Here is a 15,058-nt window from a genome sequence, read left to right as displayed (position 1 = left end):
ATCAAACATTTTATTGAAATTGTGCTTTTAAGAGTTCGACAAATGTTTCAATATAAAATCCTGAATTTGTTGCTTTCCAGTAAGCGTAATACCGCTGGGTTAAATCACGTCCATGATCAATCAACTTAACAACTTTATTAACACTGGTATCAACTGAGCTAGCGGTTCGACTATTAACAACTACATAACCTTGCCCAGCAGTGGCCAACATTTGTGCCTCGCCAAAGCTTTTGGCAATGCGAAACTCACTTCTGATTCCCAAGATTTCACGATAGTATTGCTGTTCGGACTCAAATTCGTCTGCACCAGCCACCAAAATACATGGCGTATCTATCAGCTCAGTTGTGTCAATCACGTCACTTTGTTTAGCAAACATAGTCGGAGCCAGGACCACCATGTAAGACGCACTGGTTAAAAATTCATTCCGATAAACATTTGAGAGCGCATGCCGTTGGTCCGAGAAGTTTAAATCAATCTGATCGTCCCTGATTAAATCAAAGAGTTCTTGGTAGGAACCACTATGAATGCGAACATTGACCTTGGGAAATTCTTTAGAAAAATGAGCTACCGCCTGTAAAAATTCTTGTGAGCCAAACTTGCGTAAATATCCCAACCGAAGAGTGTAACTAGCATTTTGTTGCCGCTCGATTTCCTGTGTCTCTGCGACTAGCTGTGTCACATTTTCTAATATTCCTCGGCAATGGCGATAGAAAAACTCCCCTGCTTCCGTTACTTTGAAGCCACGGCCTTCTCGTTCGATCAAATTAAGATGGTTAGTTTCTGACAACTCCTTAATTCTTTGAGACAGGGCAGACTGCGACATGTTTAATTGTTCCGCTGCCTTAGTAAAGCTGTGATTCTCGACCACCGCGACAAAACATTCCATTTGTCTAAACATTGACCCGTCTCCCCATCAACTAAACTCAAGTTCATTTTCTATCTTGTGCAGTACTCGTTATCTTACGAATAACCATTCTCATTGATAATACGCTAAAATTACGAGTGTGAAAATTAAAGCAATTCTGATATTGTTTCCAGTAAAAGAGTCAAGTCGACACATTGACGGCTGATTTAAGTATCCGCGCCAATTCGCATAAAAAGTCATCCTACATAAACTTTTGAATGCCCGCTAACAGTCGTTTGATTTCTTCTTTATCTGCCGGCGTAATGGGGCTGTCCAGCAAACGCAAAATTTCCATCCCTGTGGTGATCAGTTCTTGTTCTTTGCTATTGTTGCTGATTAGAAAACCGACATTCAAAAAGCCAGACAGTTCTTTTCTCGCGGTTACATCGCCTGTTTCAGCCACTTCAGTCAAATGAACGATACTAGCCGCAAACTTTTTTTGTCGTGCTTTTGAGGCTCTGTGCGCCGTATAGTAAGGCAGAAAAAGTGCAACACAAACAGCTAAAATCTCTGCAAACGCAATTACCCATTCAGACAAGGGTCCAATTACCATCAAATTCCTCCTTTTAATTTCATCATGATAAACCTGTATATATCTCGCCACCGTTTAAATCCGTTGTAACAGACGACAATGCAATGAGTTGCTGAAACTGTATCGAACGTTTTTTGAGGCGCTTATCCATTTACGGTTCGGATTCAATCAGTGAATAAGTTTTTCGAAATTCCGACAGAATTACTGCTTCAAACGGTTTAATAGTCTGAATATCGAAATGCTCTTTTGCCGTCGAAGTCAATAGCCCTGCAAAGCTAAAATTAATGCCATCCTTTAAGTAGCGTTCTGCCAGATCCAACGTGATCGCCTTACTTCTTACCTGCTGAATGATTGACTGCGTTAAAGAATTTGCTTGAAAAAGGGCAAAATTTGGATCGTAAGTTGGTTCAATAAAGTCTTCTTGCTGTGCCTGTTCAACGTAGCTTAACAACCTCTGAAAATAATCGTGCTCAGCAGCTCTTAACTGATACGCCAGGTCAGGATAACCATGCTGTAAGTCATTATTAAATCGATCTGTCGTTGATCCCATTAGTAATAATGAGTTCAACCAAACAGTCGCAAATGTGTCTGGCGTAAATGCGTTAGGTATTGGGCGATCAGAAATAAATTGAAGGTAGCGTGCCACAACAGCTTGAACAATTTCTTCTTTATTTTCAAAATACGAATACAGTGTTGCACGACTAACATCGATTGCTGATGCTAGTTTGCCCATTGACATTTTTTGAAAACCCTCAATTAGGATGACATGATTCAATTTAATCGTTAAGTCCCTTTTATTAATCATAATTCCTTACCTCAACAAAAATAATAACACTTGTTTACATTTTAGACAATATGACGTATTATTTGTCTAGAATAAATAACGAGGTTTTTTAAAATGAAAAAAATTGTTGTATCAGGTGGATCGGGTTTTGTCGCAACTTGGGTCATTGTTGAACTGTTAAACCACCAGTATGCGGTTAGCGCTAGTTTACGCTCACTAACAAAAGCGGATGGTATCCGTGAGTCAATGAGCCAGTATGTACCAGCGGAAGAGCTCGCTAATTTATCCTTCTTTAAGGCAGATTTAACAAGTATAGATGGTTGGAAAATGGGAATGAAAAATGCTGACGGTGTCATTCACGTCGCATCTCCCTTAGGAAACGGCACGGAATCAACAGAAGAACTAGTCAGTGTCGCTAAGGGCGGCGTCCTGAACGTTTTACAAGCAGCGAAAAACGCAGGCATCACCCGCGTGGTCATGACAAGTTCACAAGCCGCTGCAACTCCACTCAGCACCGCCACTGGTACCTTTGATGAAAGCTTCTGGACGGATCTAAATAATCCTGAACTAGATCCTTATCGAATTTCAAAAGTGAAGGCTGAACAAGCAGCTTGGACATTTGCTCAAGATCATAATATCGAACTAACAACAATCTTACCAGGCGCAATTTTTGGCCCAGTTATTACCAGCAATCTAAGTTCGAACGGGATCCTTTTACAATTGCTGAAGGGTCAACCAGCTCTGCCAAAAGTACCTTTGGAAATCAGTGATGTTCGCGACTTGGCGCGCCTACATCGTTTGGCGTTTGAAAAGCCACAGGCAATTGGCAAACGTTATATTGGCTCATCGCAAACACTAACCATGTTAGAAGTGGGCAAAATTTATCAATCCGCATTCCCTTCACTTCATCTACACGTCCGCGCTTTGCCAAACTGGGCCACACGACTGCTGGCCAAATTTATCCCTAGTTTGCGATCACTGGTTCCAATGCTTAATCGTCATTATCACCATACTGCGGCCGCCGCAGAAAATGACCTCGGATGGCAGCAATATAAGCCACAGCAAACGGTCATTGATGCTGCTAATCGACTGATTGAACTTGGTTTGGTGAAAAAATAAGTGGGATTCAATTTTCCACGTCTAAATTGAATAAAAAAATGATTTATGAGATTTCTGAATTAAACTAAGTAATTATATTAGCTGCGTTTCTATAATCTCTTTGGTGGAACTGACCCTTTCATATTCATATCAGGTTCAAATCACTCCACTATTTGTTTTATCTGATTTTCTAATAGAAGCATTGCAGTTAGTGGAACACCACGCAAAAAGGCTTACCAATAAGTAAGCCTTTTTGCTAATCATGTTGTCGCTAAGTACATGAAAATATCATTTAAGCAGTCACGTAATGGTATTTCTAACAAGCGGAAGACAAAAGATCAGCCATGTGAAAATTTCTAACGAATTCACTTTTTATTTCTGCTGATTTAGTTTAAGTCCATACTGAGTTAACATTTTTTCACCATCGTTGCTAATGACTGCTGTTTTGCTTTCGTCGCTCATCCTACCCTTGAATTTAATGGTAGTGCCACTGGCATCTTTGCTCGTTGTGAACGTACCATGATAAGCATGGTACTGACGACTGGTTATTTGCTTTGTTACTGGACTTTTAAACTTATTTTCAATCTTTTCCGTGTAGTTGAATCCATCGAGTATGATTGTTGTTTTCTGCGTGCCAAGGCCACTTGCAGCTCTTTGAACGCCTCTTATATTGGTGTAAGTGGCGTTCAATCCTTTCGAAATTGCATTGTATATACCCATACCGACTGTTGCAACGGCAATAACAACAATTATTACAATCGAGATTTTTTTAGTTTTCATATTTTTCTTTCCTTAATCCTACAATCTTAGGCTTCGATGTCTGAAAATAGTTTACAAATTTTTATTGTTTAAAAAAGGTCGCCTACGAATGCGCCATATTATTAGCACGAATTGAATCGATTCTTGCCACAGTAACATATTCTTGATAGTCGCGAAAAAATTGCCGAATTTTAGAAGTCATTACCATTTCTATTCATTCTCATTTTCTGAGTTGGTAACATCTACATCGTACTCAAATGAACCAAGATTACTTGAATGACCATATGGCTTACCGTTTGTGTCTTCGGCCTGGACCAAAATTGGCTTAGTGTCTTGTGGCATCGGACTATATTCTTTAATAAATTCGTTGCCAGCTTTGAGTGCTTGATCAATAGAATCTTTTAGTTCATCACCATGTTCATACTCTGGCCCTGCAGCCATGAGTAAATGTAGCGTTCTTGAGTCTGGATCATAAGAGGCTTGGGCCACCTTGTAATAAGAATCAACAGAAACATCCTTGAGATTTGACAAAAAGTTCTGGTAATTTGCTTTCAACACTTTGCTTTGGGAGCTGGCTTTTGGATAGCTTTTCCTTTGTGTGGTAGTTGAATGTGAAGAATGGCTCGCTTTGGAACTACTAACAGTAGAGCTATTCTGTATAGCACTCTTACTCTTAACGTCATTATTGGAACAAGAAGCGAGCACAAATGTGCTTAGTATCGTTACCACTAATGCAATCTTTTTACTCATCATACACTCCTAGTGAGATTTAAATATCAAGTTTTTTTCATCTAATACAACATGACGAACAGTTTTAGAGATTCTGATTGTTTGTACAAATGGCATTGTCGGCGAAACAGAAAAAGTATGAAAATCCCCCTACTCAGCAAATAAAATGTTCTTTAAAGCGAGGTTTCACATCTACTTGTGTGCAAAAATTTCCGTGTAACTATTATTGCTGGTCCAAAAGACAATTCTGTCTGTCGAAGTATCATCTTTAACGCCGTTGTTAAACTGAGAATCGATTGAAACATCCTTTGGATAAAATTTAACAGTTGCATTGTGAACAGCGTCTTCAACTTCATCATCTTTTATTGCTGCGGTTAAAACACCATGTTGCTCGCTATAAACGACGTCGAGATCATTACCATCCTGTTCTATGCCAATCTTGTCCAATCTGATTGACCCATCACTAATTTGGTCGTCCCTAATGTTTAAATGATTAGTTAAATCGGCTGGATCTTGAGACCACTGGAGACCCTGACCACCATGTAATCCTGTTCCAGCAACTGCCACTTCCTGCCAGTTATAGGAAAGCCCATTAAAATTGCCATCTGTAATTCTGGTAAAGTCTAGTTCGCTAGATTTGGTGTTTGTGTCAGAGGATGAGGACTCACTAGAAGAATTATCTTCACTAGAACTTTGTTCCTCCGGGTCGGAAGATACTTTTTGTACCGAACTAGACTTTGAATTGTTTTTTACTTCAGACATTGAATTCGATTTTTCATTGGTGCTTTTTGAGCTGCTGTTACTGCACGCACTCAGCATAAGAGCGCTAAAAAAAATGACGCCTAGAGCAATAGACTTTTTCATGGTAGACTCCTTTTTTGTTTCAACTAAATTTGAAAAGAATTGAGGCCTTTTCAAGGACTAAACATGTCAGTGTTAAGCTTGTAGATTAATTATTTGCCATATTTTAAGGTTTTAAGATAGCATAGGCTTCACCAATCAAATCTTCCGTATTAGGGCTGTCTGCCAAAACAAAAGAAACTTTCGGATATGTTAAAAAATCAGTCAGAATATCGAAGTGCCACTCATAAAAGTCGGTAGTATCAGATGATGTATTTGTCTTAGCGCCACCAACAGCAATGCCACTATTACCGATCTCTGTACCACCGCCTACAGTGTTCGAACTTGAATCAGTATGTGTACCAGTATGTAACCGTTCACGAGTAACCTCCTTTATATTCGTATTGTTGTAAGCAACTAAGGAACCTTGAGCCGCATTCAAATATGCAAATCGTTCACCACTATAAATTAACGCTTCACGACCAGATCGAAACCATGACCATTGCCCGATCATTAACTTTTTGGCAACGTTGTTGGCACATAATTCAGCGTGTTCACCTTGTATTTCTCTTAGTTTTGCATTGGCGTCATTTTCTGCGTTATCCAGCATGTGACCAGCTAAGCTACGTTTTGCTAAAAGTATTGCAATTACCCAAACTAAAATTCCCAAAACTGTAGACTGGCCAAATGCACCCATGCCAAAAAAGATTGCAGCCCACATCGCAAACGGCCGGATTCGGCGCCACATTTTATTACTTTTCATTGACTGCTCGTATTCTTCGTTTGCAGTCGCACCTTTGTCCCAGCTATCAAAATCAGGTGTTTCCGCATAGTTAAATAAGTTCAGGTTTGCTGGTAAATTGTTTTCAGACATTATTTTCCTCACTAGTTTCTGACTTGACTAAAGTATTCAGTGATGTTCTTTAATTCTGTTCAACACATGTCACAATAGTTAAAAATGGATAGAAGCTTGTAGAGCCAAAACATTAATTATTTTTCTTGTAAGTTGTGCCTGCAAGTAATCCTTCAAGACCTGAACTCGAGTTTACAGTAAATGAATTCTTATCGGATGAAAGAGTTGCGGACAGTGTGCTACCCTTTATGGTCATTTTCAATTGATCCCCTTTTATTTGATAAGTCCCTTTATTCTCGTAATCTTGTCCTTCATTTTCTATGACTTGATTTCCCTCGAAAGTCAAACGGTCAGTGCTTTTAGCGATAAGCAAATCTGTTGTATGTGAATATGTACCACTCAATCTTTTTGGCCTTGATACTACGACAATAGTGATAATAACCAGAATAATGACAACAATACCGGCTACTAATGAAGGTCTCTTCTTGGCCTTTGCTACTAAATTTTCCATGTTGTTCTCCCCTTAGGTGTTAGCTACTAATTATAGCGACATGCTATACCGGTAATATTAGCAAATCAAATCAAAAATATCAATATAAGCTGTACTAAGTACCATTATTTTGCATACATTTGTTTGCTACCCTGAACGGAGGGTAAAATTAATGCATATAGATTTTTTTGGTCAAAGGCTCAAATCAGTTCGGAAATCAAAACGAATGACACAAATGGACTTATCGAAACGATTAGTAGTTAGCAAAGGAACAGTATCAGCTTACGAGCAAGGATTATCCTATCCGTCTCTAGAAACCTTCGTAAAAATTTGCGATATTCTGGATACATCTTCAGATTATTTACTCGGTATTTCTGACGATCTGCCTTTTAAAATGGGTGGACTAACCGACAAACAAATGGAAAGTGTCTTACAATTTGTTTCGCTGATTGAAAAAGCAAACCGCACTATTAACAACACAGACGCTTAGATTTCGAATTCAATTCAGGTCACAAAATCAAAAAAAGGTGCCACTCAAAGTTATCAAACTTGAGCGGCACCTTTTCATTTTGAATAAATTATTTTCGTATTAATTGTACACTCTATAATTCCGATTCCTGATACATATGCCAGGCTTCGTCGAACACATCCATACTTTGCAGATAGTTACCATTTAATTCAAGGTAGCGGGACACATCGTCAAAGTTCTGAGACTGTTTGGGAAAAGCTTGGTCTAAAAATGCATTATTAGCAAATTGAGCAACTGGTTCATAACTTTCTGCATTGCGTTGCGTCATTAGGTACTGGTAAAAACTACGTCGCATGATAGTGTTCCTTTCATTTGATCTGTTTAATTGCTGAAGCCCGATGGAAGTATCATCTTGCTTATTTAACTTCTTTATCAAACTGAGCCTTGGGAATACCTGCTTTGAAAATGTATGTGCCGCTGTTCACGTCTAATGTTTCAGCTCGGATGGCTAAAGAACGACGTGGTCCCATCTTATGCAAATCCAATAGCACCGTGTCTGTTTTAGCGTTGGCACTGACACCCTTTGGAAATTTGTAATGACGAGCGACAAATCCCATCACGAAATGTACAGGCAGTTGAAGCCGTCCAATTGCCATTCTAGAGGCATGGAGTTTAACATTACCAGATTTGGTAACACTAGGATCCATAATCAATCCGTACGTTAGTTTAACACCTAGAAATTTGGTTGTCCCGTATAGCATTGCGTGTTTATTAATCACAAAACGATAGTGATACTTATTATCTTTCGTATTGTTAATGTAGTAATCTGCAAGTGCATTCACCTGTTTAGTATTAAGCTGCACCTGAAATGTGGCATTTGATTGCTGCACTGGGCGAGTTACCTCAGCAGGCTCCGGCATCGGCTTTGTTGCTTCAACACCGACCCAGATCCCGGCAATCACAATGAGACTAATTAACGTGATTGCAGTGATTTTCCACCAGTTGCGTTGGTGTTTTGGTTTAACATCCTGCCTTGTTTGCATACTGATTTATTGAACCTCCGTTGCGGTGAAAATGGTCAAAAATTTATTTGGGCATCCAGGACTGATGATCCTGCATCGTCTTATACAGCGTGGCAGTCATTTTTGAATATCCCAAATGGTTCGGGTGGAAATGATCTGCCGACGATAAATAATCATTCAATTCACCAGTAGAACCGCCGACTAGCGCCTTTTCGACATTTTGACCGTCAAAACTATTGTTATTATTTGCCTTAGCATCCTTGGCAGCCAAAGCAGACCGCTTTGCAACAGTATCATATTGACCGTACGAAAGGCGTTCGTTAATATTCATGAAATATAATTTACTGATATTGTTAGCCGTTGTTTTTGTGACCTGGTTAAAGCCGGTGATATAAGTATTTAGTTGATCCACGTTGGCAAAATAAACGTAAACCGGGTTGTAAATACTGAATAAAAAGATTGGCGCATTTGTATTTAAGTTACGAACTGCCGTCAGAAGACTCAGGAGCTTTGTGGCATACTTCTGTTGAGTTGCTGCAACGACGGCATCCATCTGGGTCACAGTGGATTTACCAGACAGAGTAGCCGTTTGTAATCCTTGCATCAAGTCGTTACCACCGACTGTCATCGTAATGGCATCTGCATTAGCAACCTGTTTTTGCATTGCTGCCGACTGATTTAATCGCTTCAAAATTTGGTCGGAACGATCGCCGGCTTTTCCATAGTTATGGGTCGTTACGTTTAACTGATCTTTGTCGGTTAATTTCGTTTTAATTTGACCAACGTAGCCGCCGTCCTTAGCCTGATCACCGACACCCTGCGTCAGAGAATCTCCGAGGGCCACAACGGTTACCTTTTTACGTTTGGCAGCCGTCTTACTTTTTGACTTGTTAGTCGTTTGTTTATGTGACTTGCTCGAACTCTTACTACTCGAACTGTCCTTTGAAGACGCTTTTCTGTTAACGTTAGGTGCTAACTGACTTGGTTGTGTACGCCGTTGCGGTTGCATTGTCTCATGACTGCTTTGATAAAGCCACCAGGTTGCCCCAAGTGCCACCACAATGGCAACAACTAGCAAAGCTCTAATCCACCATTTAAAAAATTTCATTGATCGCTCCTTTCTATCAGTCAATCTTATGATCAATTGATTTTTTGACGTTTGCTAACTAATAAAAAAGTTGAGGGCTAATTTCCGAAACCACCGGGAATCAGGCTCAACCAACTCGTTTTACTGACAATTAGTTGACCAGAAGAAATAACTGGCCTGGATAAACAGTACTAATAATTTCGATGATGCTGTTTAGTCTGTGTAATACATTAATGCAAAGGCACCTTGACCTGCATGCGTTGCAATGATCGGCACCGTTTGTCGAACAACGACCGGTACGTTAGGAAACAGCTCATGAACGTGACTAGCAATTTTTTCGGCTGTTTCTGGCGCACCAGCATGGGAAACACCGATACTAGCAATATGACCAGCCTTTTGCATCTCTCCATAGGCCATGTCCAAAAACTTGGTAATGGTCTTCATGCCACGACCTTTCGTGGTAACTTCAATCTTGCCGTTAATCACTTCTAAACCAATTTTGATGTTCAACAAATTAGATACCAACCCAGCAGCACGGCTAATACGACCACCTGCAACTAGATTATCCAGTTTAATCACACCCATGAACAAACGTGAGTGGTCACGAACTTCAATCGTTTTAGCCACAATTTCATCAGGGGTAGCTCCGTTTTCTGCAGCCTCAGCAGCAGCCAACACTTGGAAAGCCAAGCCCCGGTCGGTCGTTTGCGAATCTACAACTTTAACGTGTGTAGACGTTAGTTGTGCAGCCTGACGCGCAGCATCAACAGTTCCCGAAATTGATTCCATCATCGTAATGCAAACAACCTCTGAACCATCCTTACCTAGTTCGTCAAATAAGTCGACAAATTTTCCCAAAGGCGGTTGACTCGTCTTAGGCAACGTATCTGCATCGATCATTTTTTCCATAAATTGTTCATTGGTGATGGTTTCCCGTTCCACGTACACGGTACCATCAATCATAACTGACAGTGGGACGATGTTAATGTGATGCTCTTTAATTTCATCCTCGGTTAAACCAGCTGATGAGTCAGTTACAATTTTTACATTAGCCATAGCTCGAAATCCCACGCTTTCTAAAATCCACTCTGCACTGTTTTGAATGAGCATGCTACAATGTAGAGCATGAATGAATAAGTGTTACAAGTATAACAAACTTTGCCACTAATTTCATAAAACAGCGGGTTTCTTTGCCGATTTTATACTTTCGCAAACAACTACGGAAACCCACCGAACTGTTAGGAGTTTTAACATGCAGCAACAGCATTCACGTACATATACCATCGTCAACGAAGTTTTTAATGCGATCACTCACGGAATTGGATTTGGACTGGCCATTGCAGGTCTGGTGATCTTAATTATTCGCGCCGTCCACACTGGTTCTTCTTTGCGAGTCGTGACGTTTACGATCTATGGCAGTATTTTAATCTTATTCTATCTATCGTCGACCTTGTTTCACGCCCTCGTGTTTACAAAGGCGAAACACGTCTTTCAGGTGTTTGACCACAGTGCCATTTACTTGTTAATTGCTGGCACGTATACGCCGTACAGTCTATTGGTTATTCGAGGCGTTCGGGGATGGGTCATTCTCAGTGTTATCTGGGTCATGGCGATTGCCGGCATTGTCTACAAATCTATTTGGTTAGGCCGGTTCAACATTGTCTCTACAGTTATTTACGTCGTCATGGGTTGGATGTGTCTATTCGCCTTTCCCCAGTTGTATCACGGCCTAGGGCTTACCGGTTTTTGGTTGCTCGTCAGTGGTGGTGTGGCATTCACAGTTGGCGCGATTATTTACAGTTTCAAACAAATTCCGTTTGGTCACGTCATTTGGCACCTATTTGTTATGTTTGGTTCGGCCCTCATGTATTTCTCGATCTTGTTTTACGCTTAAGTGCGCCGACAAAAAATGCTATGTAAGATTCACCATCAATCGGATGTGTGACGCTTACATAGCATTTTTATTTAGTTAGGCGTGTGGACGACGAACATACGTTAGAAACGCGTACGGCCACCGATTCTTATCGTCAGCTTCATGCTTCTCAGTGGATTGCAGTGTCCAATCATCTAAGTTGACTGCTGGCATATAAGTATCACCGTCAAACGTCGCGTCAATTTTTGTAACTAGCAACCGATCTGCCATTGGCATCAGTTCTTTATATAAACGAACACCGCCAATCACAAACAACTGATCATCTGGATGATGCGTGATCCAATTAGCTAATTCAGCTAAAATGGGAAACAACAAAATTCCCGGCTGTTCAGATAAAGTTGACGACAACACAAGGTTCTTTCGGTTTGGTAACGGTTTGCCTAACGACTCAAACGTCCGTTTGCCCATAATTACCGCGTTGCCCGTCGTCTGTTGACGAAAGTAACGGGCATCGGCCGGTAAATGCCATGGTAACTGGCCGTTTCGACCAATTAGATGATGCTGATCTTCAGCCCAAATTAATGTAAGCAAAACACAGTCACTTCCTGTCAAAAGTTAGTCATGCGTCTAAACGGCAACGGGGGCCTTAATTGCTGGCAATGGATCGTAATCCTTAACCTTAATGTCGTGCATGTCGTAATCAAAGATACTGTCTTTTTCATCATTGAGCCATAATGTTGGGGCTTTTCTCGGAGTCCGGGACAGCTGCTCCTTAACCTGGTCCAAATGATTGAGATAAATATGTGCATCCCCAAGCGTATGAACGAACTCACCCACTTGTAAATGACATTCTTTCGCGATCATCGAGGTTAACAAAGCGTAACTGGCAATGTTAAACGGCACGCCTAAAAAGATATCACCTGAACGTTGGTACAACTGACAGGACAACTTGCCATCTGCAACATAGAATTGAAACAGTGTATGACACGGTGGCAAGGCCATGGTTGGCACATCTTCTGGATTCCATGCCGACACAATCAACCGCCGTGAATCTGGATGCTGTTTGATCATATTGATGACATTTCCTAGTTGGTCAATTGTTTCACCCGTGGACGTCTTCCATTTGCGCCATTGCGCACCGTACACTAGACCGAGCTCACCATATTGTTTAGCAAACGTATCATCATGCAAAATCTGATCGTCAAAATGCTTTTTTTCTGTTTGATAACGTTCATTAAATTCCGGGTCGACCAAGCTGCGGCGACCAAAATCGGTCATGTCAGGTCCCTTGTAATCCGCACTGTCAATATAGCGTTGAAAGGCCCATTCGTCCCAAATATGATTCTTGTGTTCGAGCAAGAACCGAATGTTAGTGTCGCCATGCAAGAACCAGAGTAGCTCACTTTTTATGAGCCCAAACGGCACTTTTTTGGTCGTCAATAACGGAAAGCCCTCGTTTAAATCAAACCGCATTTGGTAACCGAACGTTGACTTAGTTCCTGTGCCAGTCCGATCCGACTTAACCGTACCATGTTCATAAACATATCGTTCCAGTTGTAAATACGCGTCTTCCAGCATATCTTTGCTTCCTTTCACCTGATGCCTAAGCGTTAATGTCATGATAATTAAAATAAAACATTTTTATTCAGAAACAAACTGACTTAAATAATCCCAGCGTTCCATGGCTTTGGTCAGTTCCGAATCAGTCTCTTCAAACTGTTTTTGCAAATCGGCCAATTTACCATAGTCGGCGCCGTTCTCATTCATCTGAGTACTAATTGCTGATTTTTGTTGCTCAAGATCATCGATTTTGCCTTCGATGACATCCCATTCTTTTTGTTCCGCATAAGTTAACTTATGTTTAGTCTTCGTTTGGGGTTCATCGGTCATGTCAGCTTCATCTTGTTTAGTAGATGACTCACTTGTTGATGTTTTTTCTTCATGTTGACGTGTCTCAGACTGTGCCTGCTGTTGCAGGTAATCGCTAAATTGACCAATAAAATGATCAATTTTGCCATGCCCATCAAATACAAGTAACTGGTCAGCAACCTTATCCAAGAAGTAACGATCATGTGAGACCGTGATAACGGTGCCAGCAAACTTGCTGAGGTAATCTTCAAGGACAGTCAACGTTCCAATATCCAGGTCATTGGTCGGTTCATCTAGGAAGAGTACGTTTGGCTGCTCCATCAGTAACTTCAACAGGTACAGTCGCCGTTTTTCACCACCGGACAATTTACGGATTAACGTACCATGCATAAACCGTGGAAACAGGAACTGCTCCAACAGGTTAGTCGTGCTAATCTCATTACCATCTTTATCGGTCACGGTCTCCGCTACTTCGTTCAGGTAGCTGATGACTCGTTTATCACCTGGAATTGGCTCAGTTTGCTGTGTGTAGTAGGCAAGTTTGACGGTCTCGCCGATCGTAACCGTGCCACTATCAACCGGCAAACGTTGTGCCAACACGTTTAGCAAACTAGTCTTGCCGGCCCCATTAACCCCGGTAATCCCAATCCGATCACCAGCTTGAATCAATAAGTTGAAGTCATTCAATAGTTTATGATCGCCAAGTTGTAAATTAACGTGTTTGGCAATGATCACTTTCTTACCCAACCGTTGCTGACCTAGGTTAATGTCAACATCCTGGTCAACCTGTAAGGTATTGAGATTGTCCTTCAAGTCATTGAAGTGGTTCACTCGCGCCTGCTGTTTTGTACTACGGGCTTGCGGGGATGTGCGCATCCATGCGAGCTCTTTTTTATAGAGCTGCGACTGTTTGCGGTCGGCCTCCACTTCATGCTCAACGCGTTCCGCTTTCTGCCCAACAAACGCCTGATAATTACCTTGATATTCGTAAAGCTGTCCAAACGACAGTTCAAAAATCCGCGTTGCCACGGCATCTAAAAAGTAACGGTCATGTGTCACGACAAGAACAGCACCACGATAACTGGCCAAATACTTTTCCAGCCAGTCAATGGAATCAAAATCCAAGTGGTTCGTAGGTTCATCCAGCAACAACAAATCCGGCGCTTGAATCAGCACTTGCGCTAAACCTACCCGTTTACGCTGACCACCAGACAATGTTTTAACCTGTTGATCCAGGTCGGTAATATGCAATTGCGTCAAAATGGTTTTGACGTTACTTTCGGCCAACCAAGCATCTTCCTGATTCATTTTTGCTTCAGCCCGAGTGTAACGAGCTAACGCCTTTTCATCTTCCGGGTGCAAACTGTATTTGGCCAATGCTTGCTCGTATTCACGAATGGTTGCGAATACTGGCTGTGCACCGGCGAACACCGCTTCCATAACGGATAATGAATCATCCAAGTCAGGAATCTGCCGGAGATAACTGATCCGGTAATCATTTGGTGTTTCAATTGTGCCAGAGTCCTGCGGGTCAACACCAGCAATCGTATTCAAAAGAGATGTTTTGCCACTACCATTTGTGCCAATCAGGCCAATCCGGTCATTTTCACCAATTAAGAAGGAAATCTTATCAAAAAGTGTTTTTTCACCGTAGACACTCGTTAATGCCTCTGCTCGTAATGTCTGCATGATTTATTTTTTGTCCGTCCTATCTCTAACAGTTGTCACTGGTAACTTGCGCCAGATGCA

18 protein-coding genes are annotated in these 15,058 nt (G+C 41.2%); 3 read left to right on the top strand and 15 right to left on the bottom strand.

Annotation, left to right across the window (positions count from 1 at the left end):
* Positions 1 to 10: 10 nt before the first annotated feature.
* The 3 genes from GB993_RS03870 to GB993_RS03860 all read right to left on the bottom strand — a co-directional run bounded on the left by GB993_RS03870 (position 11) and on the right by GB993_RS03860 (position 2,241).
* Entirely contained in the window at positions 11 to 898 is an 888-nt protein-coding gene (locus GB993_RS03870; RefSeq protein ID WP_161003171.1) for a LysR family transcriptional regulator, read from the bottom strand.
* 208 nt (positions 899 to 1,106) lie between these two features.
* On the bottom strand, positions 1,107 to 1,457 hold the full coding sequence (locus GB993_RS03865) for a hypothetical protein (protein WP_161003170.1): 351 nt from the start codon (positions 1,455 to 1,457) through the stop codon (positions 1,107 to 1,109).
* 130 nt (positions 1,458 to 1,587) lie between these two features.
* A complete protein-coding gene (locus tag GB993_RS03860; protein ID WP_161003169.1) occupies positions 1,588 to 2,241 on the bottom strand; it encodes a TetR/AcrR family transcriptional regulator in 654 nt (217 codons plus the stop codon).
* A 93-nt stretch (positions 2,242 to 2,334) separates the two neighbouring features.
* Between GB993_RS03860 and GB993_RS03855 the strand changes: the two genes are divergently transcribed.
* Positions 2,335 to 3,339, top strand: a complete 1,005-nt coding sequence (locus tag GB993_RS03855; protein WP_161003168.1) for an NAD-dependent epimerase/dehydratase family protein — start codon at positions 2,335 to 2,337, stop codon at positions 3,337 to 3,339.
* A gap of 351 nt (positions 3,340 to 3,690) precedes the next feature.
* Here the strand turns inward: GB993_RS03855 and GB993_RS03850 are convergent, their stop codons facing one another.
* From GB993_RS03850 to GB993_RS03830, 5 genes are all read right to left on the bottom strand, one after another.
* Positions 3,691 to 4,098 (bottom strand): hypothetical protein, encoded by a 408-nt coding sequence (locus tag GB993_RS03850; RefSeq protein ID WP_161003167.1) that lies wholly within the window; start codon positions 4,096 to 4,098, stop codon positions 3,691 to 3,693.
* 189 nt (positions 4,099 to 4,287) lie between these two features.
* The gene (locus GB993_RS03845) at positions 4,288 to 4,827 is read right to left on the bottom strand and encodes a hypothetical protein (protein ID WP_161003166.1); all 540 of its coding nucleotides are present in this window, start codon (positions 4,825 to 4,827) and stop codon (positions 4,288 to 4,290) included.
* A 171-nt stretch (positions 4,828 to 4,998) separates the two neighbouring features.
* Positions 4,999 to 5,568 carry a hypothetical protein gene (locus GB993_RS03840; RefSeq protein WP_161003165.1) on the bottom strand — a complete coding sequence of 190 codons (570 nt, stop codon included), beginning with the start codon at positions 5,566 to 5,568 and terminating at the stop codon, positions 4,999 to 5,001.
* Between the two features lie 205 nt (positions 5,569 to 5,773).
* On the bottom strand, positions 5,774 to 6,520 hold the full coding sequence (locus tag GB993_RS03835) for a hypothetical protein (protein WP_161003164.1): 747 nt from the start codon (positions 6,518 to 6,520) through the stop codon (positions 5,774 to 5,776).
* A 112-nt stretch (positions 6,521 to 6,632) separates the two neighbouring features.
* Positions 6,633 to 7,010, bottom strand: a complete 378-nt coding sequence (locus GB993_RS03830; protein ID WP_161003163.1) for a hypothetical protein — start codon at positions 7,008 to 7,010, stop codon at positions 6,633 to 6,635.
* Between the two features lie 151 nt (positions 7,011 to 7,161).
* Between GB993_RS03830 and GB993_RS03825 the strand changes: the two genes are divergently transcribed.
* Positions 7,162 to 7,479: a helix-turn-helix domain-containing protein gene (locus GB993_RS03825; protein ID WP_161003162.1), complete on the top strand. Its 318-nt coding sequence runs from the start codon at positions 7,162 to 7,164 to the stop codon at positions 7,477 to 7,479.
* A gap of 112 nt (positions 7,480 to 7,591) precedes the next feature.
* Here GB993_RS03825 and GB993_RS03820 read toward each other — a convergent pair whose 3' ends face one another.
* The 4 genes from GB993_RS03820 to GB993_RS03805 form a co-directional block, all read right to left on the bottom strand.
* Positions 7,592 to 7,813: a YozE family protein gene (locus GB993_RS03820; protein WP_017261909.1), complete on the bottom strand. Its 222-nt coding sequence runs from the start codon at positions 7,811 to 7,813 to the stop codon at positions 7,592 to 7,594.
* 61 nt (positions 7,814 to 7,874) lie between these two features.
* Positions 7,875 to 8,501, bottom strand: coding sequence for a YpmS family protein (locus GB993_RS03815; protein WP_161003161.1), 627 nt, complete (start codon positions 8,499 to 8,501; stop codon positions 7,875 to 7,877).
* 43 nt (positions 8,502 to 8,544) lie between these two features.
* Positions 8,545 to 9,588, bottom strand: coding sequence for an SGNH/GDSL hydrolase family protein (locus GB993_RS03810; RefSeq protein WP_161003160.1), 1,044 nt, complete (start codon positions 9,586 to 9,588; stop codon positions 8,545 to 8,547).
* Between the two features lie 192 nt (positions 9,589 to 9,780).
* Positions 9,781 to 10,623 (bottom strand): DegV family protein, encoded by an 843-nt coding sequence (locus tag GB993_RS03805; protein WP_161003159.1) that lies wholly within the window; start codon positions 10,621 to 10,623, stop codon positions 9,781 to 9,783.
* A gap of 196 nt (positions 10,624 to 10,819) precedes the next feature.
* On the opposite strand from GB993_RS03805, the gene trhA reads away from it, so the two are divergent.
* Positions 10,820 to 11,461, top strand: a complete 642-nt coding sequence (trhA, locus tag GB993_RS03800; protein ID WP_161003158.1) for a PAQR family membrane homeostasis protein TrhA — start codon at positions 10,820 to 10,822, stop codon at positions 11,459 to 11,461.
* 75 nt (positions 11,462 to 11,536) lie between these two features.
* On the opposite strand, the gene GB993_RS03795 is transcribed toward trhA, so the two are convergent.
* From GB993_RS03795 to GB993_RS03785, 3 genes are all read right to left on the bottom strand, one after another.
* A complete protein-coding gene (locus tag GB993_RS03795; protein WP_161003157.1) occupies positions 11,537 to 12,031 on the bottom strand; it encodes a dihydrofolate reductase in 495 nt (164 codons plus the stop codon).
* 36 nt (positions 12,032 to 12,067) lie between these two features.
* Positions 12,068 to 13,018 carry a thymidylate synthase gene (locus GB993_RS03790; RefSeq protein WP_161003156.1) on the bottom strand — a complete coding sequence of 317 codons (951 nt, stop codon included), beginning with the start codon at positions 13,016 to 13,018 and terminating at the stop codon, positions 12,068 to 12,070.
* Positions 13,019 to 13,081: 63 nt separating this feature from the next.
* On the bottom strand, positions 13,082 to 14,998 hold the full coding sequence (locus GB993_RS03785) for an ABC-F family ATP-binding cassette domain-containing protein (RefSeq protein WP_161003155.1): 1,917 nt from the start codon (positions 14,996 to 14,998) through the stop codon (positions 13,082 to 13,084).
* Positions 14,999 to 15,058 lie beyond the last annotated feature (60 nt).

Origin of the sequence: Furfurilactobacillus milii, assembly GCF_009864005.1 — a bacterium.
In the GTDB taxonomy this organism is placed as follows: Bacteria; Bacillota; Bacilli; order Lactobacillales; family Lactobacillaceae; genus Furfurilactobacillus; species Furfurilactobacillus rossiae_B.
Note: the sequence above shows the minus strand (reverse complement) of the source record. Positions and strands in the feature narration are given on the sequence as shown.